The following is a 25,357-nucleotide window of genomic DNA, read 5'->3' as shown; positions in this document are numbered from 1 at the left end:
CGGGCGAACCGTCACTTCAGGCTCCGCACGTCGAGATGGCGCAGCACCCGGTCGACGATCTCCGGATCGGCGCCGGGCTCGCTGCGCGCCGCCAGCACCTCGTGCCGGGCCGCGCTCAGCATCTCGCCCTGGATGCGCCGCACCCGCTTCAGCCGCCGCACCCGCTGCTCGTGCGCCTCCCGGCGCTCCTCCTCGCCCATGTCGGGGCTGATCCGCACCCCGATCTCGAAGGCCCGCCGCAGCATCTGCTCGGACAGCTCGTCCGGCAGCTCCTCGACCGCCTCGATCTCCTTGAGCCGCCCCTTCGCGGCCTTCGCCGCCCGCACCGCCAGCTCCCGTTCGAACTCCTGCTCGCGCCCGGTGTCGGCCCGCACCCCCAGCCGCTTCACCAGCCACGGCAGGGTCAGCCCCTGGAGCACCAGCGTCGCCATGATCACGCCGAACGCGATGAAGACGATCTCGTCCCGGTCGGGGAACTTGGAGCCGTCGTCCACGGTCAGCGGGATCGCGAGGGCCAGCGCCACGGACGCCACCCCGCGCATCCCGGCCCACCACATGACGACGGTCTCCCGCCAGCTCATCGGGATCTCCTCCTCGATGTCCCGCTTGGCGTGCAGCCGTTTCGTCAGCCAGGTCGCCGGGAGCAGCCACACGAGCCGCACCAGCACCACCACGCCCACGACGGCCGCCGCCCAGCCGAGCATCTCGGCCCAGTGCCCGGCCGCCGTCCGCAGCGCGTTGTGCAGTTCGAGCCCGATCAGCCCGAACGCGACCCCGGTGACCAGGGTGTCGACGATGTCCCAGAAGGTGTGCCCGGCCAGCCGGGTCATCACGTCGTCGGCGTCGGTGGCGTACTCGGCGAGGAAGAGCGCGGTGGTGAGCACGGCGAGCACCCCGGAGCCGTGCAGCTCCTCGGCGAGGACGTACGACACGTACGGCACGAGGAGCGTCAGCCCGATCTGGAGCGTCGGGTCCTCCAGCAGGTCCATCAGCTTGTTCGCGCCCCAGCCGAGCGCGAGCCCCATGGCGACGGCGACCACCGCGGAGAGCACCAGCTCGAACGCGGCCTCGCCGAGCCCGAACGAACCGCTCACGGCGGCGGCGATCGCCACGTGGTAGAGCACGATCGCCGTCACGTCGTTGAAGAGGCCCTCGCCCTCCAGGATGGAGACCAGGCGGCGGGGCAGTCCGAGCTGACCGGCGACGGCGGTGGCCGCGACCGGGTCGGGCGGCGCGACCAGCGCCCCGAGCGCGACGGCGGCGGCGACCGGCAGCCCCGGCACGATCGCGTGCGCGACGAACGCCACGCACAGCGTGGTGACGAACACCAGCGCGACGGCGAGCAGGAAGATCGGCCGGAGGTTGGCCGTGAACTGCCGCCACGAGGTCCGCCGCACGGCCGCGTAGAGCAGCGGGGGCAGCAGCGCGGGCAGGATCAGCTCGGGCGGGATGTCGACGTTGGGGACGAAGTCCAGGACGGCGAGCACGATGCCGAGGAGCGTCATCAGCACCGGCGCAGGCAGCCCGAACCGGTCGCCCACCGGGACGCTCACCAGGGCCCCGAGCAGCAGCACGAACAACAGGGCGAGCTGGTCCACGGTCAGCGCTCCGGCAAGATCGACGAGGGGCGGCGGTCCAAGACTGCCACGTCAGCCCCGCCGCGAGCGGTCAGGCCCCCGGCTACAGCGCGCGCCGCATGGCCCGGTGCGGGATTCCCGCCTCCGGGTACTCGGGCCCGTACGCCTCGTAGCCGAGCCCCTCGTAGAAGCCGAGCGCCCGGGTCTGCGCGTGCAGATCGACGGCGGTGAGCCCCCGCGCGCGTGCCACGTCCTCGATGGCCCGCACCAGCGCGACCCCCACGCCGAGCCCGCGCGCGTGCGCGGTCACCGCGAGCCGCCCCAGGGAGCCCACGGTCGTGTCACCGCCGGTCCGGTCGGCCGCTGTGGGCCCGTACAGCAGCCGCCCGGTGCCCAGCGGCAGCCCGTCGTCCCGCACGGCGAGCAGGTGGACGGCGTCGGCGCCCGGCTCGTCGAACGCGTCGTACTCCAGGTCCTCGGGCACGCCCTGCTCGCCGACGAAGACCTCCTTGCGCACCGCGAAGGCGGCCTCGCGGTCGGCGAGGTCGCCGACGATCCGCACGGTGTACGCGCTCCCGCTCACGCGTAGGTCTCCTCACGGACGCGGTCGAGGGCCTGCTGGAGGTCGGCCGGGTAGTCGCTGGCGAACTCCACCCACTCGCCGTCCCCGGGGTGCTCGAAACCGAGCCGCATGGCGTGCAGCCACTGCCTCGTCAGGCCGAGCCGCTTGGCGAACGTCGGGTCGGCGCCGTAGGTGAGGTCGCCGACGCAGGGGTGGCGGTGGGCGGACATGTGGACGCGGATCTGGTGGGTGCGCCCGGTCTCCAGCTTCACGTCCAGGAGGGAGGCGGAGCGGAACGCCTCGATGAGGTCGTAGTGCGTGACGGACGGCTTGCCCTCGGCGGTGACGGCCCACTTGTAGTCGTGCTGCGGGTGGCGGCCGATGGGGGCGTCGATGGTGCCGCTGGTCGGGTCGGGGTGGCCCTGGACGAGCGTGTGGTAGCGCTTGTCGACCGTGCGCTCCTTGAACTGGCGCTTCAGCGACGTGTACGCGCGCTCCGACTTCGCGACCACCATCAGCCCCGACGTGCCGACGTCGAGGCGGTGCACGATGCCCTGGCGCTCGGCGGCGCCCGAGGTGGAGATGCGGTACCCGGCCGCCGCGAGGCCGCCGATGACGGTCGTGCCGGTCCAGCCGGGCGACGGGTGGGCGGCGACACCGACCGGCTTCACGATGACCACGACGTCGTCGTCGTCGTGCACGATCTCCATGCCCTCGACGGGCTCGGCGACGATCTGCACGGGCGCGGGCGCCTGGGGCATCTCGACCTCGAGCCAGGCCCCGCCGTGGACCCGCTCGGACTTGCCGACCGCGGCGCCGTCGACCTGCACCTTGCCCGCCGCGGCCAGCTCGGCCGCCTTGGTGCGGGAGAAGCCGAACATGCGGGAGATGGCGGCGTCGACGCGCTCGCCCTCCAGGCCGTCGGGCACGGGCAGGCTGCGGATATCGGGAACGGTGCTCACCCGTCGAGTATGCCGGACGGGTCCGACACTCCCGACCGCGCGCCCGGCCCGGACCCCGCGCACGGGGCGGCTCCGGGCACCGGCGGGCGGCGGCTCAGTCCTTGTGGACGGTCCCGTCCGGGTCGAGGCCCCGGAAGGACAGCAGCACGATCAGGATGCCGCCGCAGACGATCGCCGAGTCGGCCAGGTTGAAGACGGCGAACCCCTTGGGCGCGATGAAGTCGACGACGGCGCCCTGGAAGACGCCGGGCGAGCGGAAGATCCGGTCGGTGAGGTTGCCGAGGGCACCGCCGAGCAGCAGCCCGAGCGCGATCGCCCAGGGCAGGCTGTAGAGCTTGCGGGCCAGCCGGGCGATCACCACGATGACGGTCGCCGCGATGATCGTGAAGATCACGGTGAAGGCTTCCCCGAACCCGAAGGCCGCGCCCGGGTTGCGGATCGCCTCGAACCGCAGCCACTCCCCGACGACGTCGACGGGCGCGTGGTGCTCCAGCTTGGCGACCACGATCATCTTGCTGGCCAGGTCGAGGGCGTAGGCGAAGACGGCGACCGCGAACAGCACGGCGATCCGGCGCCTGCCCCTGGGCCGCGCCGCGGACTGCTCCGGCTCGGCCCCCGCCGTCTCGGGGATATCCGGCGTACCGATGATGCGCTCCGCCTCTGCCACGTGAGTCCCTCAGCTAGGTGCCTGACTGAGGACGAGGGTACGACACGCCGGGCCGGGGCCTCAGTACCGGCGTTCCTGCTTCTGCTTGCACTCGACGCACAGGGTGGCCCGCGGGAACGCCTGCATCCTGGCCTTGCCGATCGGGTTGCCGCAGTTCTCGCAGAGGCCGTAGGTCCCGGCGTCCAGCCGTTGCAGGGCGTGCTCGGTCTGCTGGAGCATCTCCCGGGCGTTGGCGGCCAGCGCCATCTCGTGCTCGCGCGTGATGTTCTTGGTGCCGGTGTCCGCGTCGTCGTCCCCGGCGCCGTCCCCCGAGTCGCGCATCAGGCCCGCGAGGGACTTCTCGGACGAGGTGATCTCGGCCCGCAGCCGCGCCCCCTCGGTGAGCAGCTCGGCGCGCGCCTCCTCGACCTCGGCGGGCGTCCAGGGCTCCTCACCGGGCCGTACCGCCAGCTCGCCCGGTTCCGCCGTGACGACGCGCGCCTTGGGGACGGCGGTCTGGGCCGCCGTGGCCGTGCCCGGAGTCTTCTTCGCAACCACCGTCGTGGCTCCCGTCTGCTTCGCGGCCCTCGCCGCGCCCGCTGCCGTGGCCGTGCTCTCGCCGGCCGCCCTGTCCCGCGCCGTTCCCTCCCCGGCCCCACCGTCCGCGGCGGCTCTCCCCGCCACCGCGCCCTTCTCCGCCGGAACGTCCCTGCCGGAGCCCGTGGAGGCCCCGGCCCCGGTTGTCCCGTCCGAGCCCGTGGAGGCCCGGTTCTTCGCCGCCGACCGCTTGGAGGCCCCGCCCTTCGCCGCCGATCCCTTGGAGGTCCCGGTCTTGGCCGCCGACCCCTTGGAGGTCCCGCCCTTCGCCGCCGACCCCTTGGAGGTCCCGGTCTTGGCCGCCGACCCCTTGGAAGTCCCGGCCTTCCGCGCCACGCCCTTCTTCCCGGCGGAGGCCGATGTCCCCGCGGCCTCGGCCCCCGCAGCCTTCTTCCCGACGGCCTCCGCAGCCGCGGTCCTGGTCCCCCCGGTCTCCGTCCCCGCCGCCTCGGCAGCCGCGGTCTTGGTCCCCGCGGTCTTCTTCGCGGCGGTCTCGGTCGCTTTGGTCTTCCCGGCGGCCCTAGTCCCTGGGGCCTTGGTCCCCGCAGCCTTCCTCGCGGGGGTCTCAGCTGCCGTCTTCTTCGCGACAGCCCTGGTTTCCGCGGTCTTCTTCACGGCGGCCTTCTTGGCGACGCCCTTCTTCCCGGGGACGGCCTTCTTCGCCGCGGCCTTCTTCGTGACGTTTCTCCCGGCCCCGGTGGCGGTCTTCCGAGCCCCGGGGTCGGCTGACCCCCCGGCAGCCTCCTCCGCGCGCCCCCCGGCCGCGCCCGCGCCGCCCGCGGTGGCGTCGGACTTCTCCACCGCGGCTCTCCCGGCTGCCGTCTTCTTCGCCACCATGGCCGCGGCCCCTTCACACTTTGTGATCTTGCACGCGCGTCGTGCTGGGACGATAAATCGACTTTCCTCCCGCGGCAACGGGTCACATCGCCCGATTCGCCCGGCTCACGCCGGGCCCACCGAGCCTGCATCCGTTGTGCCCAGCTCCCCGCGGGGTAATCCGCGGAACGGGACGTCCCAGGATGCGAACGGTCGTACCCGGCCGTTCGGGGCACGCCGACCCCCGCCACCGCCCCGTCCGCCGCCCCGGGAAAACCGGTCGGCCACTGTCCGCGCGGCGCCGTACACTGGGCGGAGCGAGCAGCATGGATGGGGACGAGTAGCGCCGCACGCAGCCCAGAGCGACCCGGGGACGGTGGAAGCCCGGGGGCCGGCACGACGCGAAGATCACCCCGGAGCCGTCGGAGGAACACCCGTCAGCGGGTCAGTAGAACCGGCATCGCGCCCCAATGAGGGGGCTCACCGGAGCACGGAAGGCTCCGGAGGGTCAAGGAGGGTGGTACCGCGGGAGCGCGCCGAGGCGGCGCAGGGATCGTCACAGCTCTCGTCCCTCCGGACGGAAGGCAGCAAGTCCGCCGGAGGAAGCCCGCTGATGACAACGCCGACATACCGCCAGGTCCCCGCCCAGGTGGATCTGCCCGCCCTCGAGCACGCCGTGCTCGACTTCTGGCGCGAGCAGAAGATCTTCGCCAAGAGCCTGGAACAGTCCCAGGGACGCCCCGAGTGGGTCTTCTACGAGGGCCCGCCCACCGCCAACGGCATGCCGGGTGCCCACCACATCGAGGCCCGCGTCTTCAAGGACGTCTTCCCCCGCTTCCGCACCATGCGCGGCCACCACGTGGCCCGCAAGGCCGGCTGGGACTGCCACGGCCTGCCGGTCGAGCTGGCGGTGGAGAAGGAGCTGGGCTTCTCCGGCAAGAAGGACATCGAGGCGTACGGCATCGCCGAGTTCAACGAGAAGTGCCGCGCCTCCGTGCTCCGGCACACCGACGCCTTCTCCGAGCTGACGACCCGCATGGGCTACTGGGTCGACCTCGACGAGGCGTACGTGACCATGGAGCCCGAGTACATCGAGTCCGTCTGGTGGTCCCTGAAGGAGATCTTCAAGAAGGACCTGCTGGTCCAGGACCACCGCGTCGCCCCCTGGTGCCCCCGCTGCGGCACCGGCCTCTCCGACCACGAGCTGGCCCAGGGCTACGAGACGGTCGTCGACCCGTCGGTGTACGTCCGCTTCCCGCTCACCTCGGGCCCGCTGGCCGGCGAGGCCGCCCTCCTGGTGTGGACGACCACCCCGTGGACGCTGGTCTCCAACACCGCCGTGGCCGCCCACCCCGGCGTCAGCTACGTGGTCGTGACGGACGGCACCGAGAAGCTCGTCGTCGCCGAACCCCTCGTCGGCAAGGCGCTCGGCGAGGGCTGGGAGCCCACCGGGGCCTCCTTCACCGGTGCCGAGATGGAGCGCTGGACGTACCGGCGCCCCTTCGAGCTGGTCGAGTTCCCGGCCCCGGCGCACTACGTCGTCAACGCCGAGTACGTCACCACCGAGGACGGCACCGGTCTGGTCCACCAGTCCCCCGCCTTCGGCGAGGACGACCTCAAGGTCTGCCGTTCCTACGGGCTGCCGGTCGTCAACCCGGTCCGCCCCGACGGCACCTTCGAGGACGAACTCCCGCTGGTCGGCGGCGTCTTCTTCAAGAAGGCGGACGAGAAGCTCACCGCCGACCTCGACGCGCGCGGCCTGCTCTTCCGGCACCTGCCCTACGAGCACAGCTACCCGCACTGCTGGCGCTGCCACACCGCGCTCCTGTACTACGCGCAGCCGTCCTGGTACATCCGCACCACCGCCGTCAAGGACCGTCTCCTCGAAGAGAACGAGAAGACGAACTGGTTCCCGGACACGGTCAAGAACGGCCGGTACGGCGACTGGCTGAACAACAACATCGACTGGGCCCTCTCCCGCAACCGCTACTGGGGCACCCCGCTGCCCATCTGGCGCTGCGAGGACGACCACCTCACCTGCGTCGGGTCCCGCGCCGAGCTGACCGAGCTGACCGGCACCGACCAGTCGGACCTCGACCCGCACCGCCCGTTCATCGACGCCGTCACCTTCGCCTGCCCGCAGTGCGCGAAGACGGCCACGCGCGTGCCCGAGGTCATCGACGCCTGGTACGACTCGGGTTCGATGCCGTTCGCGCAGTGGGGCTACCCGTACAAGAACAAGGAGCTGTTCGAGAGCCGCTACCCGGCGCAGTTCATCTCCGAGGCCATCGACCAGACCCGCGGCTGGTTCTACACGCTGATGGCGATCGGCACGCTGGTCTTCGACCGGTCCAGCTACGAGAACGTCGTCTGCCTCGGCCACATCCTCGCCGAGGACGGCCGGAAGATGTCCAAGCACCTGGGCAACATCCTCCAGCCGATCCCGCTGATGGACCAGCACGGCGCCGACGCCGTCCGGTGGTTCATGGCGGCCGGAGGTTCGCCCTGGGCGGCCCGCAGGGTGGGCCACGGCACCATCCAGGAGGTCGTCCGCAAGACGCTGCTGACCTACTGGAACACGGTCGCCTTCCAGGCCCTGTACGCCCGCACCTCCGGCTGGGCGCCCAGCGAGGCCGACCCCGCGCCCGCGCAGCGCCCGCTGCTCGACCGCTGGCTGCTGTCGGAGCTGCACGCGCTGACCGACCAGGTGACCGAGTCCCTGGAGTCGTACGACACCCAGCGGGCGGGCAAGCTCCTGTCGGCGTTCGTCGACGACCTGTCGAACTGGTACGTCCGCCGCTCCCGGCGCCGCTTCTGGCAGGGCGACAAAGCGGCGCTGCGCACCCTGCACGAGGTCGTCGAGACGGTGACCCGGCTGATGGCCCCGCTCACCCCGTTCATCACCGAGCGGGTCTGGCAGGACCTGATCGTGCCCGTCACCCCGGGCGCCCCGGAGTCGGTCCACCTGTCGACCTGGCCGGAGGCGGACCTCGCGGCGATCGACCCCGAGCTGTCGAAGCAGATGGTGCTGGTGCGGCGGCTGGTCGAGCTGGGCCGCGCCACCCGCGCCGAGTCCGGGGTGAAGACCCGTCAGCCGCTCTCCCGCGCGCTCATCGCGGCGACCGGCTTCGACGCCCTCCACCGCGACCTGCACGCGCAGATCACGGAGGAGCTGAACGTCACGTCGCTCGCGTCCCTCTCCGAGGTCGGCGGCTCCCTGGTCGACACCACGGCGAAGGCCAACTTCCGCGCCCTGGGCAAGCGGTTCGGCAAGCGCGTCCAGGACGTCGCGAAGGCCATCGCGCACACCGACGCGGCGGCCCTGTCGCTGGCGCTGCGCGAGGGCACGGCGACGGTCGAGGTCGACGGCGAGACGGTGGCGCTCGCCCCCGACGAGGTCATCATCACGGAGACCCCGCGCGAGGGCTGGTCGGTGGCGTCCGACTCCGGTGCCACGGTCGCCCTCGACCTGGAGATCACCGAGGAGCTGCGCCGGGCGGGCCTGGCCCGGGACGCGATCCGGCTGATCCAGGAGGCCCGCAAGAACAGCGGCCTGGACGTGGCCGACCGGATCGCCCTGCGCTGGACCTCCACCGACCCGGCGGTCATCGCGGCGCTGACCGAGCACGCGGGCCTGATCGCGGACGAGGTCCTGGCGCCCGACTTCGCCCAGGGCGAGGCGGACGGCGGCTACGGCGAGCCGTTCACCGACGAGGGCCTCTCCCTCGTCTTCCGCCTCCGCAAGGCGTAACCCGGCGGCACACCGAAGGGCCCGGTCTCCCCTCAGCGGGGAGGCCGGGCCCTCTGCGTGCGCGGACCTTCGGGCGGCAACAGGGCGGGGCCCCGGATCAGATCCGGGGCCCCGCCCTGTGGAACGCTGCCGACGCCTGAGGCGTAGCCGTGGCTGTCAGTTGTCGTCCTCGTCGATCAGGAACCCGCGCATCGGCGACGGCGCCTGACCCATCGGGGACGGCCCCTGCGGGCGGACCGGAGCCATGGGCTGGGTCATCGCCGGGGACATCTGCTGCTGACCGCCGTAGGACGGCGCAGCGGGGCTGGGCCCACCGCCCATGCTCGGGTTGCCGCCGTAGGACGGGGCGCTCGCGCCGGCCGGAGCCATCGAAGGCGCCGGGGACGGCGGCAGGGAGGCGGCGGCCGGGGTGCGCGGCGGGGCCAGCGAGTCGTCGGCCTGGGTCTCCAGCTGACGCAGCTGCGACTCCAGGTACGACTTCAGGCGGGTCCGGTACTCGCGCTCGAAGCCGCGCAGGTCCTCGACCTTGCGCTCCAGCGTGGCGCGCGCGGACTCCAGGGAGCCCATGGCGACACGGTGCTTCTCCTGCGCGTCCCGCTCCAGGGCGTCGGCCTTGGCTCGGGCGTCACGCTCCAGACCCTCGGCGCGGCTGCGGGCCTCGCCGACGATCTTGTTGGCCTCGGAGCGCGCCTCGGCGATCGCCTGGTCGGCGGTCTGCTGGGCGAGCGAGAGAACGCGCGCGGCGCTGTCGCCACCGGGGCCACCCTGACCGGGGCCGCCCATCGGACCGCCCATGGGGCCACCCATCGGGCCGCCCATCTGCTGCTGCATGGGCGGCTGGCCGAGCTGGCCCTGCCCCATCTGGCCCTGGCCCATGGGGCCTTGACCCAGCTGGTTCTGACCCATGGGGCCCTGGCCCATCGGACCGCCCTGGCCCATCTGACCCTGGCCCATGGGGCCTTGACCCATCGGGCCCTGGCCCATCTGCCCGGGACCCTGGGGTCCACCCTGGCCGCTGGGGCCCGCGGGCAGTTGCGGCGCACCGCTCGGCAGCTGGGGCGGGCCGCCCATGGGGCCGCCCATCTGCTGCTGCGGCGGGCCAGATATGCCGGCGGGGACCGGAGCCCCGGGACCGCGCATGCCCTGCTGCTGGGGCGGCATCCCGCCCTGCTGGGGCATGCCGCCCTGCGGAGGCATTCCACCCTGCTGGGGCATGCCGCCCTGCTGCTGGTCCTGGTTCTCCGGAGGCTTGCGCATGTTCTGCTGGTTCTGGGCAGCGGCACGCGTCGCGGCGGCCAGTTTGGCGCGCAGGTCCTCGTTCTCGCGGAGCAGCCGGGTCAGTTCGGCTTCGACCTCATCGAGGAAGGCATCGACCTCGTCCTCGTCATAGCCTTCTCGGAGGCGGACGGTCGTGAACTGCTTGTTCCGCACGTCCTCGGGGGTCAACGGCATCTCTTCACCTCAACGTAGTCGTCGGCATTCGGCAAGACGGTAGGTCACATCGCTCACAGCCTGATCACGATCGAGATCAGGACGTAGACGATGATCATCAGTACGAAGAAGGACAGGTCGAGCGCCACGCCCCCGAGACGCAGCGGCGGGATGACCCGCCGCAGAAGCTTGAGCGGTGGATCAGTGACAGTGTAAGTGGCCTCCAGAACGACCACCATCGCCTTGCCGGGCTGCCACGAGCGGGCGAACTGGAAGACATAGTCCATGACCAACCGGAAGATGAGCACGATGAGGAAGCACATCAGCGCGATGTAGACGACATCCAGAACCACGCTCATGACTCGCGCTTCCCTCTCCCCTGTTACCCGTGCTCGTTACTAGCTGTACCGCTTGGTGCCACTTCCGGTGGTGCGTCTCAGCTCTGGTTGAAGAACCCGCCCTCTGCGATGCGGGCCTTGTCCTCCGCCGTGACATCGACGTTAGCAGGCGACAACAGGAACACCTTCTGCGTCACCCGCTCGATGCTGCCGTGCAGACCGAACACAAGACCGGCGGCAAAGTCGACAAGTCGCTTCGCGTCGGTGTCGTCCATCTCGGTCAGATTCATGATCACCGGGGTGCCCTCACGGAAGTGTTCCCCGATGGTACGGGCCTCGTTGTAGGTCCGCGGGTGGAGTGTGGTGATCCGGTACGGCTCTCGTTCCGACACGACCTTGGGCATGATCACCGGTGCGTTCTTCTCCAGGCTGGCACGTTCTTGTGTGATGGACGCCACGGGCGCGATCCGCGCCGGACGACCGGATTCCGCGGCGAGCGAAGCGGACCGGGCGACCGGCTCACGCGCCGCCTGCGGCTGGACGGTTCGCACCTCTTCGTCCCTTTGGGACTGATGTACGGCATGTGACTGATGGGACGGCTCGTGCCGTCGATGGTCCCGCTCCAGCTCAGGGTCGAGCTCGGGCTCGAAGTCGTCATCGGGGTCGAAACCCCGGCCGTCGTACCCATCGTCCTCCACGAGGCCGAGGTAGACCGCCATCTTGCGCATCGCGCCGGCCATGCTCTGAGTCCTCCGCTCTGTGGTGGATCGACCGACTACTGCCAAGTGCCCGTGATCCACGTGGTCGTTAAGCCCGCCTTTCGGCGAGAATGACCATATTTTCTGCTGTGGTCCGACTTCCTGGCGACGTTACCCGAGCCCGGCACGGACTCCGAGTACCGCGCTCCCGACGCGCACATGTGTCGCCCCGGCAGCAACGGCGTCCTCGAGGTCCGCGCTCATCCCTGCGGAGACCATGTTCGCAGCCGGATGGGCTCTGCGCAGGTCAGTCGACAAATCCATCAACCGCCCGAACGCCGCCCGTTGCCGCCCCGCGAACTCCCCGGAGAGCGGGGCGACGGTCATCAGCCCGTCCAGCCGCAGCCCGGGTGCCGCGGCGACGGCGTCGGCCAACTCCCCGATCCCGCCCGGCGCCACGCCACCGCGCTCGCCCCGGCCGTCGGCCCCGGCGTCGAGCGCGACCTGGAGCAGACAGCCCGTCTCGCGCCCCGCCCGCACCGCCTCCTTCGACAGCGCGGTGACCAGCCTGACCCGGTCGACGGACTGCACGACGTCCGCGTAACCGACCACGGAGCGCACCTTGTTGGTCTGCAACTGGCCGACGAAGTGCCAGCTGAGCGGCAGGTCGGCGCAGGCGGCGGCCTTGGGCGCGGCGTCCTGGTCGCGGTTCTCGGCGACGTGCCGCACCCCGAGTCCGGCGAGCAGCCGCACATCGCTCGCCGGATAGGTCTTGGTGACGACGACGAGGGTCACCTCCGCCGGCTCACGCCCGGCGGCCTCACACGCGGCGGCGATGCGCCGCCGTACCTTCGCCAGGTTTCCGGCGAGTTCGTCCTTACGGTCCGTCATGCCCCATCAGTCCAGCCAGACATAGCCCGCGAGCCGACCGGTGGTGCGGTCGCGGCGGTACGAGAAGTGGTCGTCCGATTCGCGGGTGCACACCGGCGACCGTTCCCGGTCGCGCACCCCGAGCCGTTCGAGCTGCGCGTGCACCCCGGCGGTCACGTCGACCGCGGGAGTGCCCCAGCTCGTCTCGGCGTGCGCCGCGGGTTCGGCGGCCGCCACGTCGGCGCGCATCTCCTCGGGCACTTCGTAGCACCGGCCGCAGACGGCGGGTCCGGTGCGGGCGACGATCCGGGCGGGATCGGCGCCGAGTTCGGTCATGGCCCGGACAGCGGCCGGGACGATCCCGGCGACCATGCCGGGCCGCCCCGCGTGGGCCGCGCAGACGACACCGGCGACCGGGTCGGCCAGCAGGACCGGCGTGCAGTCGGCGGTGAGCACCGCGAGGGCGAGTCCGCGCCGGGTGGTGACGAGGGCGTCGACCTCGGGGGCCGGGCGCTCGCCCCAGGGTCCGTCGACGACGGCGACGTCGGCGCCGTGCACCTGGTTCATCCACACCACGCGCCCGGCGTCGAGGCCGAGGGAGGCCGCCGCGCTCGCGCGGTTGGCCCGCACGGCCCGCGGATCGTCACCGACCGCGCCGCCGAGGTTGAGCTCCTCGTACGGAACGGCGCTCACCCCGCCCCACCTGTCGGTGAAGGCGAAGTGCGCGCCGTTCTCGGTGCCCGTGGCGGAGCGCCGTCCTATCACTTGAGGAAGTCCGGCACGTCCAGCTCCTCGGCCGCGCTGTCCGAGTAGGTGCGCGACGGCGGGACGGGCGGGGCGACCGGGAGTTCGACGACCGGCTCGGGGGCGGGCGCGGGCTCCTCCTTCGGCGTGACGCTGCCGAGCGAGCCGAAGGACGGACGGCTCTCGGGCTGCCGCGCCGGGGCGGGCTCCTCGCGGCGGGCCGGGGAGGACCCCGAGGCCGAGCCGAGGACGGTGTCCCGGCGGGCCGGCGGCTGGCCGCCGTCGAACCCGGCCGCGATGACGGTGACCCGGACCTCGTCGCCGAGCGCGTCGTCGATGACCGCGCCGAAGATGATGTTGGCCTCCGGGTGGGCGGCCTCGCTGACCAGCTGGGCGGCCTCGTTGATCTCGAACAGGCCGAGGTCGGAGCCGCCGGAGATGGAGAGCAGGACACCCCGGGCGCCGTCGATGGACGCCTCGAGGAGCGGCGAGGAGATCGCCATCTCGGCGGCGGCCACCGCGCGGTCGTCGCCGCGGGCCGAGCCGATGCCCATGAGGGCCGAACCGGCCTCGGACATCACGGACTTGACGTCGGCGAAGTCGAGGTTGATCAGGCCGGGGGTGGTGATGAGGTCGGTGATGCCCTGGACACCGGAGAGCAGGACCTGGTCCGCCGACTTGAAGGCGTCGAGGACCGAGACCTGGCGGTCCGAGATGGACAGCAGCCGGTCGTTCGGGATGACGATGAGGGTGTCGACCTCTTCGCGGAGTTCGGCGATGCCGTCCTCGGCCTGGTTGGCCCTGCGCCGTCCCTCGAAGGTGAACGGGCGGGTGACCACGCCGATGGTCAGGGCGCCGAGGGAGCGCGCGATGTTGGCCACGACGGGGGCGCCACCGGTGCCGGTGCCACCACCCTCGCCTGCCGTCACGAAGACCATGTCGGCCCCCTTGAGGACCTCCTCGATCTCCTCGCGGTGGTCCTCGGCGGCCTTGCGGCCGACGGCCGGGTTGGCGCCTGCGCCGAGTCCGCGCGTCAGTTCGCGACCGACGTCGAGCTTGACGTCGGCGTCGCTCATCAACAGAGCTTGCGCGTCCGTGTTGATGGCGATGAACTCGACGCCCTTGAGACCGACCTCGATCATCCGGTTGATGGCATTGACACCACCGCCGCCGACACCGATGACTTTGATGACTGCGAGGTAGTTCTGCGGTGCTGCCACGTCGAAGGCCTCTCGCCTCGAGTTACGTGTCGTCGCCCCGCGGGGGATGCGATCCGACGACTGATGCCGAATGGGACGGTCCGTTTCGCCGACCCGAACCCTAACGTTGAAGTTTAGGGTTACCAGTGTGACTGTTCGCTGGACTCTTCCGAACAGGACACTAAGTCGACAAGTGGCGCGCGTTCAACGAACACGCCGAACCTCCCGTTTTTCTTTTCACCCTATGTGATCAGCCATAGCGCTGCCCAACCAGGGTGCTGGCCTGGGCGAATGTGCGTCAACTCGTCGCCGAGGCCGGGGCGGTGGGAACGCTCACGTCGAAGTGCCGGGCGTCCGGGGCCGCTTTCATCAGAGCCGAGAGCGTACGCCCCTTCGCCGCACTGTTCTCGCCACTTCCCCACGCGACGGTCCTGCCGCCGCGCAGCACCAGCGAGATGTCGTCGTAGGAAAGCACCTTGACGGTGCGGGTGACGTGCCGCACGGCAGTGGGCACCGAGCCCGCCACCCGCACCGCCTCGCGCACCAGCCGGTCCTCGCCGAAGCGGCGCATACCGGTCGCGGACGACGCGGTGCGGGAGAGCGTCAATTCCAGTGCGGGAACACCCGCGGGCGCCTTGTCGACCGTGGCGAAACGCACACCGCCACGGTCCACTTCGACGAATTTTCCGCCCTTTTGGACCGTCAGGACCGGCACGCGTTCGGTGACTTTCAGACGGATTCCATGGGGCCAGGATCGCGCCACCTCGACCGTGTCGATGCGGGTGAGTTCGCGCACGAGACGTGACCGGATGACGTCGGTGTCGACGGAGACCAGAGGCGCCCCGACCGGGACGTCGGCCGCCTCGCGCACCTGACCCGGGGTCAGGACCGCGGTCCCGGAGACCGACACGCGTTCGACGCGCAGCCACTGCGATCCGTACAACACCCAGACGACGCCCGCCCCGAGGAGCGCGGCACCGAGGGCAAGAATGATGATCGTACGGATCCGTCGCGGCCCGAGCCTTCGGACGAGGGGCGGGCCGGACGACTCCTGCTGGCGTTCACCGCGTTCGGCGGTGGTCGGTCCGGCCACGCTCCCTGCCCTTCACCTAGACGGGGATCCGCGCCCCCGCGCCGTTCCTAGTGCTGTGCACGGTGGGCGTTGATCGCCTCGTACACCATGCCGACGAGCAGGTCGTCGGCGTCCCGTCGGCCGAACTCGGCGGCGGCGCGGGACATCTCGTACAGCCGGTGCGGATCGGCGAGCACGGGAAGGACGTTGCCGCGCACCCAGTCGGGCGTCAGCTCCGCGTCGTCGACCAGCAGTCCGCCGCCCGCCTTCACCAGCGGCTGGGCGTTGAGCCGCTGTTCGCCGTTGCCGATGGGCAGCGGGACGTAGGCGGCCGGGAGCCCGACGGCGGAGAGTTCGGCGACGGTCATCGCGCCCGCGCGGCAGAGCATCATGTCGGCCGCGGCGTACGCGAGGTCCATCCGGTCCACGTAACTTACCGGGATGTAGGGGGGCATTCCCGGCATCTGCTGCACGTGTGGCAGTTCGTTCTTCGGGCCGACCGCGTGCAGGATCTGGATACCGGCCTGCTGGAGCCACGGGGCGACCTGCTGGACCACCTCGTTGAGCCGCCGGGCGCCCTGCGAACCGCCGGAGACCAGCAGCGTGGGCAGGTTGGGGTCGAGCCCGAACTGCGCGCGTGCCTCCGGACGGGCCGCGGCGCGGTCCAGGGTGGCGATGGAGCGGCGCAGCGGGATGCCGATGTACCTGGCGCCCCTGAGCTTGTTGTCGGGCGTGGAGACGGCCACCTGGGCCGCGTAGCGCGAGCCGATCTTGTTGGCCAGGCCGGGGCGCGCGTTGGCCTCGTGGATCACGATCGGCACCCCGAGCCGCTTGGCGGCCAGATAGCCGGGCAGCGCCACGTAGCCGCCGAAGCCGACCACGGCGTCGGCCTTCACGCGCTCCAGGATCTGCTCGGTGGCCTTGATCGTGCCGCGCAGCCGGCCCGGGACGGTGATCAGCTCGGGGGTGGGCTTACGGGGCAGCGGCACGGCCGGGATCAGCGCGAGTTCGTACCCCCGCTGCGGGACGAGCTGCGTCTCCAGACCACGTTCCGTGCCCAGGGCCGTGATCCCCACGGTCGGGTCCTGCCTGCGCAGGGCGTCCGCGAGGGCGAGCGCGGGCTCGATGTGGCCGGCGGTCCCCCCACCGGCGAGTACGACATGCACCGAAATTCACCGCTCTCCGGACGAACGCGCCGCCGAGGCACGCCGTCGCATCGTGTTCCATCTCCGAGGCCCCCGCACCAGCTTGGCGCCTCCCGCCCGCTTTCTACCAAAGCGGGGTTGCCGCAGGGAAAGCGCCGCCCGCGCAGCGGGTTCGTCACGCGCGAAGGCGATCATCAACCCGATGGCGAACATGGTCGGCAGCAGGGCGGATCCTCCGTAGGAGAACAGCGGGAGGGGGACGCCGGCGATCGGCAGCAGGCCGAGCACCGCACCGATGTTGATCACGGCCTGCGCCGTGATCCACGTCGTCACGCCTCCCGCGGCATACCTGACGAAGGGGTCCTCCGTGCGTCCGGCCACGCGGATACCCGCATAGCCTAGAGCCGCGAAGAGGGCGAGCACCGACAGCGTCCCCGCGAGACCCAGTTCCTCGCCGGTGACAGCGAAGATGAAGTCCGTGTGGGCCTCGGGGAGTTGACCCCATTTTTCCACACTCGCGCCGAGCCCCGAGCCGAAGATCCCGCCGGAGGCCAGGGCGTAGATGCCGTGCACGGCCTGCCAGCAGTCGACCGGGCCCGACTGCGGTTCGGTGGCGCCGATGCAGGAGAGCCGGGCCATCCGGTTGGGGCTGGTCTTGATGAGGATCACACCGAGCAGGGCGGCGACCGACAGCACTCCGGCGAAGAGCCGGGTCGGCGCACCGGCCAGCCAGAGCAGTCCGAAGAGGATCGCCGTGAGGATGATCGCGGTGCCCATGTCGCCGCCGAGCATGATCAGTCCGAGCAGCAGGAAGGCGACCGGGACCAGCGGCACCAGCATGTGCTTCCACTGGTTGAGGAGGTTCTTGTCCTGCTTGCGGGCCAGCAGGTCGGCGGCCCACAGGACGAGCGCCAGCTTGCCGAACTCGCTGGGCTGGATCTGGAAGGAGCCGCCGAGGGAGATCCAGTTCTGGTTGCCGTTGACCGACATCCCTATCCCGGGCACCTGCACCAGCGCCATCATGAAGACGGACCCCGCCAGGATCGGGTAGGCGAGGCCGCGGTGCAGCTTCACCGGCATCCGGGAGGCCGCGAACATCAGCACGCCGCCGATCACCGCGGCGAGGAGCTGCTTGCGGAAGAAGTAGGAGCCGGGCAGGGACATCTGCAACGCCGTGATCTGGGAGGCCGAGTAGACCATCACCAGACCGAGGACGGTGATCAGCAGACTGCCGCCGAGGATCAGGTAGTAGGCCGTCAGCGGCCGGTCCCAGGCCCGTCTGGCGTTGAGGTACGTCCGGCGCACGGGGTTCTCGCGCGGCGGCCTGCGGGCGGCGGCGGGCCGTCGCGCGGCCCGCTGCACGGGCGGCCGTCCGGTGCGGCTACCGGGCATCGGGTCCTCCGCTGTACGTCGGCCTCGACGATCCCACGCGTCCCTCCCAGGGTCGCCCGGCAGGCGGCCGGGTCAGGCGCCGAGTCCGCGGACGGCCTCCGCGAACGCGTCACCGCGCTTGTTGTAGTTGGCGAACATGTCCATCGAGGCGCAGGCCGGGGCCAGCAGCACCGTGTCGCCCGGCTGCGCGAGCCGGCGCGCCTCGCGGACGGCCGCGAGCATCGCCCCAGTGTCGGTCCGGTCGAGGTCGACGACGGGTACTTCCGGGGCGTGTCGCGCCAGGGCTTCGCGGATCAGGGCCCGGTCGGCGCCGATCAGCAAGACCGCCCGCAGCCGCTTCGCGGACGCGACGACCAGTTCGTCGAAGGTCGCGCCCTTGGCGAGGCCGCCCGCGATCCACACGATGGACTCGTAGGCCGCCAACGAGGCTTGTGCCGCATGGGTGTTGGTGGCCTTGGAGTCGTCGACGTAGGCCACCTCGTCCACGTCGGCCACGTGCGCGATGCGGTGGGCGTCCGGGGCGAAGTTCCTGAGCCCGTCCCGAACGGCCCTGGCGGGCACGCCGAACGCCCGCGCGAGGGCGGCCGCGGCGAGCGCGTTGGCGATGTTGTGCGGCGCGGGCGGCCGGACGTCGGAGACCTCGGCGAGCTCCTGCGCGTTCTTCTGACGGTTCTCGACGAAGGCGCGGTCGACCAGGATGCCGTCCACGACGCCGAGTTGGGACGGCGCGGGCGGCCCGAGGGTGAACCCGACGGCCCGGCAGCCCTCCTCGACGTCCGCCGCGCGCACCAGGTCCTCGGTGGCCGGGTCGGCGGCGTTGTAGACGCAGGCGACCCGATTGCCCTCGTAGACACGGCCCTTGTCGGCGGCGTACGCCTCCATCGAGCCGTGCCAGTCGAGATGGTCGGCGGCGAGGTTGAGGACGACGGCCGAGTCGGCGCGCAGCGAGGGCGCCCAGTGCAGCTGGTAGCTGGAGAGTTCGACGGCGAGGACGTCGTACGGCTCGTCGGCGAGGACCGCGTCGAGCAGCGAGACGCCGATGTTGCCGACGGCGGCCGTGCGCAGTCCCGCCGCTGCCAGGATCGAGGCCAGCATCTGGACGGTGGTGGTCTTGCCGTTGGTGCCGGTGACGGCGAGCCAGGGGGCGGCGCCGGGGCCGCGCAGCCGCCAGGCCAGCTCGACGTCGCCCCAGATCTCCACCCCGGCCGCGCGGGCCGCCGTGAAGAGCGGTTTGCCGGGCTGCCAGCCGGGGGCGGTGACGACGAGGTCGGTGCCCTCGGGGAGGGTGGCGCCGTCGCCGAGCCGGACGGTGACGCCGAGCGCCTCCAGCTCGGCGGCCTGGGCGCGGGCCCGGTCGTCGTCGCCGTCGTTGACGACCGTGACCCGCGCGCCGCGCGCGTGCAGCGCCCTGGCCGCCGGGACGCCGGAGACGCCGAGCCCGGCGACGGTGACGTGCTTGCCCTGGAGTTCCGGCGGTCCGTAGGACACCGAGGAGGTCACTTGTCCGCTGCCCATCCCGCGTAGAAGAGGCCGAGGCCGACGATCATGCAGATGCCCTGGATGATCCAGAACCGGACCACCACGAGCACTTCTGACCAGCCCTTGAGTTCGAAGTGGTGCTGGAGTGGCGCCATCCGGAAGACGCGCTTGCCGGTGAGCCGGAAGGAGCCGACCTGGATGACGACCGACATGGTGATGAGGACGAAGAGGCCGCCGATGATGGCGACGAGCAGCTCGGTGCGGGAGAGGATCGCGAGGCCCGCGACCACACCGCCGAGCGCCAGCGAACCGGTGTCGCCCATGAAGATCTTGGCGGGCGAGGTGTTCCACCACAGGAAGCCGAGGCAGGAGCCCATCAGCGCGGCCGAGACGACCGCGAGGTCGAGCGGATCGCGCACCTCGTAGCAGGCGTTGGGGTTGGTGAGGGTCTGCGCGTTGGCGCAGGACTCCTGGTACTGCCAGACGCCGATGAAGGTGTAGGCGCCGAAGACGAGGACGGAGGCGCCGGTGGCGAGGCCGTCCAGGCCGTCGGTGAGGTTCACGCCGTTGGACATGGCGAGGATCATGAACAGCGCCCAGACCACGAACAGCACCGGGCCGATCGTCCAGCCGAAGTCGGTGATGAACGACAGCTTGGTGGAGGCCGGGGTGTTGCCGCGGGCGTCGGCGAACTGGAGCGAGAGGACCGCGAAGGCGATGCCGACGGTGAGCTGGCCGGCCATCTTGGCCTTGGCCCGCAGACCGAGCGAGCGGCGCTTGACGATCTTGATGTAGTCGTCCAGGAAGCCGACCATGCCCATGCCGACCATGAGGCCGAGGACCAGCAGGCCCGAGAAGGTCGGGGTGGCCGCCTTGTCGGTGGTCCAGGTGGTGATCACCTTGGACAGGAAGTACGCGGCGACGGTCGCCAGGATGAAGGCGATACCGCCCATCGTCGGCGTACCGCGCTTGCTGGCGTGCTCGCGCGGGCCGTCGTCGCGGATGTACTGCCCGTAGCCCTTGCGGGCCAGCAGCTTGATCAGCAGCGGGGTGCCGATCAGCGTGAGGAACAGACCAATGACTCCTGCGAACAGGATCTGCTTCATCATCGGGCAGCGACCTCACCCTCGGCACCGGTCTGCAGGAGAGCCTGCGCCACACTCTCCAGACCGACCGACCGGGACGCCTTCACGAGTACGACGTCTCCCGGGCGCAATTCGCTGCGCACCAGGTCGACCGCCGCCTGTGCGTCGGACACGTGCACCGACTCCTCACCCCACGAACCCTCGTTATATGCGCCCAGTTGCAGCCAGGACGCTTCCCTGCCCCCGACCGCGACGAGCTTCCCGACATTGAGCCGGACGGCGAGCCGTCCGATCGCGTCGTGCTCGGTGAGCGCCTCGTCCCCCAGCTCGGCCATCTTGCCGAGCACCGCCCAGGTCCGCCGTCCCCTGCCCATGGCCGCGAGCGCGCGCAGGGCCGCCCGCATGGACTCGGGGTTGGCGTTGTAGGCGTCGTTGACGATCGTCACACCGTCCGGGCGCTCGGTGACCTCCATCCGCCAGCGGGAGAGGGAGCCCGCCTCGGAGAGCGCGGTGGCGATCTCTGTTACGGACATGCCCAGCTCATGGGCGACGGCTGCCGCGGCGAGCGCGTTCGACACGTGGTGCTCACCGTACAGGCGCATGGTCACATCGCTTGCACCGGAGGGTGTGTGGAGCCTGAAGGCGGGCTGTCCGCTGTCCGTGAGTCGCACGTTCTCGCCGCGAACGTCCGCTTCGGCCGACTCTCCGAAAAGGAGCACCTTCGCCTGGGTTCGGGAGGCCATGGCCCGGACCAACGGATCGTCGGCGTTGAGGATCGCGGTGCCGTCGGCCGGCAGCGACTCCACCAACTCGCCCTTGGCGACGGCGATCTGCTCCCGGCCGCCGAACTCGCCGATGTGGGCGGTCCCGACGTTCAGGACGAGGCCGACCTTCGGGGGCGTCAGACCGGTGAGGTAGCGGATGTGCCCGATGCCCCGGGCGCCCATCTCCAGGATCAGGAACCGGGTTTCGTCGGTGGCGCTGAGCGCGGTCAGCGGCAGCCCGATCTCGTTGTTGAAGGATCCGGGCGTCCACACCGTGGGGGCCGCGCGCTGGAGCACCTGCGCGATCAGGTCCTTGGTGCTGGTCTTGCCCGCGGAGCCGGTGAGGGCGACGACGGTCGCGCCGAGGCGGTGCACGACGTGCCGGGCGAGGGCGCCGAGGGCGGCCTGGACGTCGTCCACGACGATCGCCGGGACGCCGACCGGGCGGGACCCCAGGACGGCGACGGCACCCGCCCCGACGACCTGCTCGGCGAAGTCGTGGCCGTCCACCCGCTCGCCGGTGAAGGCGACGAAGAGGCTGCCGGGCACCACCTCGCGGGAGTCCCGGACGACCTGGGCCGTGACCTGGACGGACGGATCCGGTATGTCGTGCGTCTGCCCGCCGACGACTGATGCGATCTCGGCGAGGGAGAGGGCGATCACAAGTTCATCCCTGGGTCTGCTGGATAGCTTCGCGAAGCACCTGGCGGTCGTCGAAGGGACGCACCACCCCGGCGATGTCCTGGCCCTGTTCGTGGCCCTTGCCCGCGACGAGCACGGTGTCCCCCGGCCGCGCCCTGGCGACGGCCGCGGCGATGGCGGCGGCCCGGTCCTCGAAGACCTGCACCTCGCCGCGCTCGTGCGCGGGCACCGACGCGGCGCCCCTGAGCATGGCCGCGAGGATGGAGAGGGGGTCCTCGGAGCGGGGGTTGTCCGAGGTGAGCACGGCGGTGTCGGCGAGCCGGGCGGCCGCGGCGCCCATCGGCTCGCGTTTCGTCGTGTCGCGGTCACCGCCGCAGCCGAGCACGATGTGCAGGCTCCCCTCGGTGACCTTGCGCAGGGCCCGCAGGACGGATTCGACGGCGTCCGTCTTGTGGGCGTAGTCGACCACCGCGAGGTAGGGCTGCCCGGCGTCCACCCGCTCCAGGCGGCCGGGCACCCCGGGCACCGCGGCGACGCCGTCGGCGGCGGTCTGCGGGTCGATCCCGGCGGCGGCCAGGGAGACGATCGCGGCGAGGGTGTTGGCCACGTTGAAGGGGCCGGGCAGCGGCGAGCGCGCGGTGATCCGCTCGCCCTCGGGGCCGACCGCGGTGAAGGTGGCGTCCATCGGGCCGACCCGGACGTCCTCGGCGCGCCAGTCGGCGTCCGGGTGCCCCTCGGCGGAGAAGGTGACGACCGGGACGCCGGACTCCTTGGCGAGCCGCCGGCCGTACTCGTCGTCGCTGTTGACCACGCCGAGCCTGCTGCGCGCGGGGGTGAACAGCTGCGCCTTCGCCTGGAAGTAGTCCTCCATGTCGGAGTGGAACTCCATGTGCTCCGGGCTGAGGTTGGTGAAGACGGCGACGTCGAAGACGCAGCCGTCGACCCGGCCCAGGACCAGCGCGTGGCTGGAGACCTCCATGGCGACCGCCTCGACGCCGCGCTCGCGCATGACCGCGAAGAGGGCCTGGAGGTCGGTGGCCTCGGGGGTGGTGCGCTCGGACTTGATGCGCTCGTCGCCGATGCGCATCTCGACCGTGCCGATCAGCCCGGTGCTGCGGACCCGCTTCAGACCGCCCTCGACGAGGTAGGCGGTGGTGGTCTTGCCCGAGGTGCCGGTGATGCCGATCTGGAGCAGGTCGCGCCCCGGGTGGCCGTAGATGGTGGCGGCCAGTTCGCCCATCCCGGCCCGCGGGTCGTCGACCACCAGGACGGGGAGTCCGGTGGCGGCGGCGCGCTCGGCGCCGGTCGGGTCGGTCAGCACGGCGACCGCGCCGAGTCCGGCGGCCTGGGTGACGAAGTCGGCGCCGTGCAGCCGGGCGCCCGGCAGGGCGGCGTACAGGTCGCCGGGGCGCACGGCGCGCGAGTCATGGGTGATGCCCGTGACCCCGGCGGCGCCGGCCGGCGCGGCGGCGGCCAGCTGATCGGCGAGTTCCGCCAGGGAGGTGGCGGAGACCTGGACCGGTCGCGGCGGTCCCGGATAGGTCACGGAAGCGCCCTTCTGGGTGGTTTGGGAGTGATCAGCGTGTGGCACGGCGGTGAGCGTACCGGGCTGACCCGCCGGTGAGCGAAGCGAGGGGCCGGTGCCCGCCCGGTTCCCCGGGTCGGGGGTGATCATGGTCACGGATCGTTCCTGACTGGTCGCGCTGATCAGGGCGTGAAGGTGACGGGCAGGCTCGCTGCCTTGGCCCCGGTGGGCGGGACCTGGAGGGTCTTGAGCGCGAACTCCATCACCTCCTTGTAGATGGGTCCGCAGATCTGGCCGCCGAAGTACCCGCCCTCGGTGGCGTTCTGGATGGCGCAGTAGACGGTGATCCGCGGTTTGTCGGCGGGGGCGAACCCGGCGAACGACGAGGTGTAGCCGCGGTACTTGCCGGTGGCCGGATCCACACGGTTGGCCGTACCGGTCTTGCCCGCCACCCGGTAGCCGGGGATGCGGGCCTTGGTGCCGGTGCCCTGCTCGTCGTCGACGACGGACTCCAGCATCCTGGCGACGGTCCTGGCCGTCTTCTCGCTGACCACCCTGGTCTTCTCCGGCTCGGCGGCCGGGGTGAAGCGCCCGTCGGGCCCCTTCTCGCCGCGCACCAGGGTGGGCGCGACCCGGACGCCGCCGTTGGCGATGGTGGAGTAGACGGAGGCCGCCTGGAGCGCGTTGATGGACACGCCCTGGCCGAAAGGAATCGTGTACTGCTGCGAGGTCGACCAGGTGTCCGGCGGGGCCAGGATGCCCTTGGTCTCGCCGGGGAAGCCGAGCCCGGTGTAGTCGCCGAGGCCGAACTTGCGCAGGTAGCTGTAGAGGACCTTGTTGGCCTCGGGCTGGGTCTTGCCGAGCTGTCCCGTGGCCAGGATGGTGCCGATGTTGCTGGACTTGGCGAGGACGCCGTTGAGCGTCAGGTTCCAGGTCGGGTGGTCGATGTCGTCCTTGAAGAGGCGGTCGCCGCGGTGCAGCCGGTTGGGCACCACGACGTGCGTCTGCGGGGTGGCGACGTTCTGCTCCAGCACGGCGGCCATGGACATGACCTTGGCGGTGGAGCCGGGCTCGTAGGCGTCCTGGAGGGCCGCGTTGCCGAGGGCCGCGGGGTCGGCCTTGGAGAGGTCGTTCGGGTCGAAGCCGGGCGAGTCCGCCATGGCGAGGATCTGGCCGGTGCGGGTGTCCTGGACGATGACGTAGCCCCGGTCCGCCTTCGACTTCGCGACCTGCTCGCTGATGGCGTTCTGGGCGGCCCACTGGATGTCGCGGTCGATCGTCAGCTCGACGTCGTTGCCGGGCACCGCGGGCGTCTCGGTGGACCCTGCGGTGGGCACCAGGCGACCGCCGGACTGGGCGTAGCGGATCTTGCCGTCCTTGCCCGAGAGCCGCCCGTTGAGCTGCTGCTCGATGCCGCCGCCGCCCTTGCCCTCGTCGTTGACCCAGCCCAGTATCCCGGCGGCGAGGTCGCCGTTGGGGTAGACGCGCTTGCTGCTGGGGTCGGCGAAGACCCCGGCCAGCACGTTGACGGTGGACGAGTCACTGTTGGCCTTCTGGGCGAGCGCGCTGCGCAGCTCCTTGATCTGGGTCCAGACCTGCGGGGTCTGGCGGCGGGCCAGCAGGACGTAGCGCAGCGCCTTGTTGGCCGGGCGGAGCTTCTTGAGCAGCGCCTCCTGGTCCACGCCGAGGATCGGCGCGAGGAGGGCAGCGGCCTGCTCGGGACCATCGTCGATCTTCAGGTGCTCGCGGTCGAACATCGTCGGGTCGGCGGTGAGGTCGTAGGCGTCCACGCTGGTGGCGAGGGCGACGCCGTTGCGGTCGGTGATGCCGCCGCGCTCGGCGGCCAGGACGTGGCCGACGTAGCGGTTCTGCCCCGCCTTGGCCGCGTACTCGCTGGCGTCGACGGCCTGCACCTGGAGCAGTCTGACCACGAACGCGATCAGCACGAGGGTCAGCGCCAGGCTGATCATCCGCAGCCGGGGGCGTGGACTGCCGAGGCGCAGCACCTTGGGTGCCGCGGAGCGGGCCGGGGCCGGGCGGCGGGCGGGGCGGGCGCCGGGGC

Annotated in this window: 20 protein-coding genes; 1 reads left to right on the top strand and 19 read right to left on the bottom strand. The window is 71.5% G+C overall.

Annotated elements, in window-relative coordinates; translation table 11 throughout:
* Positions 1–11: 11 nt before the first annotated feature.
* The 5 genes from GA0115242_RS24080 to GA0115242_RS24060 all read right to left on the bottom strand — a co-directional run bounded on the left by GA0115242_RS24080 (position 12) and on the right by GA0115242_RS24060 (position 5,181).
* Positions 12–1,598, bottom strand: coding sequence for a Na+/H+ antiporter (locus tag GA0115242_RS24080; RefSeq protein ID WP_093831844.1), 1,587 nt, complete (start codon positions 1,596–1,598; stop codon positions 12–14).
* A gap of 82 nt (positions 1,599–1,680) precedes the next feature.
* Positions 1,681–2,160 carry a GNAT family N-acetyltransferase gene (locus GA0115242_RS24075; protein ID WP_093831842.1) on the bottom strand — a complete coding sequence of 160 codons (480 nt, stop codon included), beginning with the start codon at positions 2,158–2,160 and terminating at the stop codon, positions 1,681–1,683.
* The gene (locus GA0115242_RS24070) at positions 2,157–3,101 is read right to left on the bottom strand and encodes an RluA family pseudouridine synthase (protein ID WP_093831840.1); all 945 of its coding nucleotides are present in this window, start codon (positions 3,099–3,101) and stop codon (positions 2,157–2,159) included. Before GA0115242_RS24070 ends, GA0115242_RS24075 begins: the two co-directional genes overlap by 4 nt.
* 94 nt (positions 3,102–3,195) lie before the next feature.
* The gene (gene lspA / locus GA0115242_RS24065) at positions 3,196–3,768 is read right to left on the bottom strand and encodes a signal peptidase II (RefSeq protein WP_093831838.1); all 573 of its coding nucleotides are present in this window, start codon (positions 3,766–3,768) and stop codon (positions 3,196–3,198) included.
* A 60-nt stretch (positions 3,769–3,828) separates the two neighbouring features.
* Positions 3,829–5,181: a TraR/DksA family transcriptional regulator gene (locus GA0115242_RS24060; protein WP_093831836.1), complete on the bottom strand. Its 1,353-nt coding sequence runs from the start codon at positions 5,179–5,181 to the stop codon at positions 3,829–3,831.
* A 592-nt stretch (positions 5,182–5,773) separates the two neighbouring features.
* Between GA0115242_RS24060 and ileS the strand changes: the two genes are divergently transcribed.
* Positions 5,774–8,911 (top strand): isoleucine--tRNA ligase, encoded by a 3,138-nt coding sequence (ileS, locus tag GA0115242_RS24055; RefSeq protein WP_093831834.1) that lies wholly within the window; start codon positions 5,774–5,776, stop codon positions 8,909–8,911.
* A gap of 156 nt (positions 8,912–9,067) precedes the next feature.
* Here ileS and GA0115242_RS24050 read toward each other — a convergent pair whose 3' ends face one another.
* The 14 genes from GA0115242_RS24050 to GA0115242_RS23980 form a co-directional block, all read right to left on the bottom strand.
* Complete coding sequence (locus GA0115242_RS24050; protein ID WP_093831832.1) at positions 9,068–10,363, bottom strand: DivIVA domain-containing protein; 1,296 nt, start codon at positions 10,361–10,363, stop codon at positions 9,068–9,070.
* 53 nt (positions 10,364–10,416) lie between these two features.
* Positions 10,417–10,701: a YggT family protein gene (locus GA0115242_RS24045; RefSeq protein WP_093831830.1), complete on the bottom strand. Its 285-nt coding sequence runs from the start codon at positions 10,699–10,701 to the stop codon at positions 10,417–10,419.
* 77 nt (positions 10,702–10,778) lie between these two features.
* Positions 10,779–11,420, bottom strand: coding sequence for a cell division protein SepF (locus tag GA0115242_RS24040; RefSeq protein ID WP_093831828.1), 642 nt, complete (start codon positions 11,418–11,420; stop codon positions 10,779–10,781).
* Positions 11,421–11,549: 129 nt separating this feature from the next.
* Complete coding sequence (locus GA0115242_RS24035) at positions 11,550–12,269, bottom strand: YggS family pyridoxal phosphate-dependent enzyme (RefSeq protein ID WP_093831826.1); 720 nt, start codon at positions 12,267–12,269, stop codon at positions 11,550–11,552.
* A 6-nt stretch (positions 12,270–12,275) separates the two neighbouring features.
* Positions 12,276–13,013, bottom strand: coding sequence for a peptidoglycan editing factor PgeF (gene pgeF, locus GA0115242_RS24030; protein WP_093831824.1), 738 nt, complete (start codon positions 13,011–13,013; stop codon positions 12,276–12,278).
* Positions 13,010–14,212 carry a cell division protein FtsZ gene (gene ftsZ / locus GA0115242_RS24025; protein WP_093831822.1) on the bottom strand — a complete coding sequence of 401 codons (1,203 nt, stop codon included), beginning with the start codon at positions 14,210–14,212 and terminating at the stop codon, positions 13,010–13,012. The genes pgeF and ftsZ overlap by 4 nt, the downstream gene beginning before the upstream one ends.
* A 277-nt stretch (positions 14,213–14,489) precedes the next feature.
* Positions 14,490–15,284, bottom strand: coding sequence for a cell division protein FtsQ/DivIB (locus GA0115242_RS24015; protein WP_093831820.1), 795 nt, complete (start codon positions 15,282–15,284; stop codon positions 14,490–14,492).
* A gap of 47 nt (positions 15,285–15,331) precedes the next feature.
* The gene (murG, locus tag GA0115242_RS24010; protein WP_093831818.1) at positions 15,332–16,429 is read right to left on the bottom strand and encodes an undecaprenyldiphospho-muramoylpentapeptide beta-N-acetylglucosaminyltransferase; all 1,098 of its coding nucleotides are present in this window, start codon (positions 16,427–16,429) and stop codon (positions 15,332–15,334) included.
* Between the two features lie 6 nt (positions 16,430–16,435).
* Complete coding sequence (ftsW, locus tag GA0115242_RS24005) at positions 16,436–17,800, bottom strand: putative lipid II flippase FtsW (RefSeq protein ID WP_093831816.1); 1,365 nt, start codon at positions 17,798–17,800, stop codon at positions 16,436–16,438.
* Positions 17,801–17,872: 72 nt separating this feature from the next.
* Positions 17,873–19,315, bottom strand: coding sequence for a UDP-N-acetylmuramoyl-L-alanine--D-glutamate ligase (gene murD / locus GA0115242_RS24000; RefSeq protein WP_093831814.1), 1,443 nt, complete (start codon positions 19,313–19,315; stop codon positions 17,873–17,875).
* Positions 19,297–20,385 (bottom strand): phospho-N-acetylmuramoyl-pentapeptide-transferase, encoded by a 1,089-nt coding sequence (mraY, locus tag GA0115242_RS23995; protein ID WP_093831812.1) that lies wholly within the window; start codon positions 20,383–20,385, stop codon positions 19,297–19,299. The genes murD and mraY overlap by 19 nt, the downstream gene beginning before the upstream one ends.
* Positions 20,385–21,791: a UDP-N-acetylmuramoyl-tripeptide--D-alanyl-D-alanine ligase gene (gene murF, locus GA0115242_RS23990; RefSeq protein WP_093831810.1), complete on the bottom strand. Its 1,407-nt coding sequence runs from the start codon at positions 21,789–21,791 to the stop codon at positions 20,385–20,387. The genes mraY and murF overlap by 1 nt, the downstream gene beginning before the upstream one ends.
* A gap of 4 nt (positions 21,792–21,795) precedes the next feature.
* Complete coding sequence (locus GA0115242_RS23985; protein ID WP_176729900.1) at positions 21,796–23,451, bottom strand: UDP-N-acetylmuramoyl-L-alanyl-D-glutamate--2,6-diaminopimelate ligase; 1,656 nt, start codon at positions 23,449–23,451, stop codon at positions 21,796–21,798.
* Positions 23,452–23,477: 26 nt separating this feature from the next.
* On the bottom strand, positions 23,478–25,357 hold a 1,880-nt coding region (locus tag GA0115242_RS23980), incomplete at its 5' end, for a peptidoglycan D,D-transpeptidase FtsI family protein (protein ID WP_237549273.1).

The sequence above is a fragment of the Streptomyces sp. SolWspMP-5a-2 genome (assembly GCF_900091845.1).
GTDB classification, from domain to species: domain Bacteria; phylum Actinomycetota; class Actinomycetes; order Streptomycetales; family Streptomycetaceae; genus Streptomyces; species Streptomyces doudnae.
Note: the sequence above shows the minus strand (reverse complement) of the source record. Positions and strands in the feature narration are given on the sequence as shown.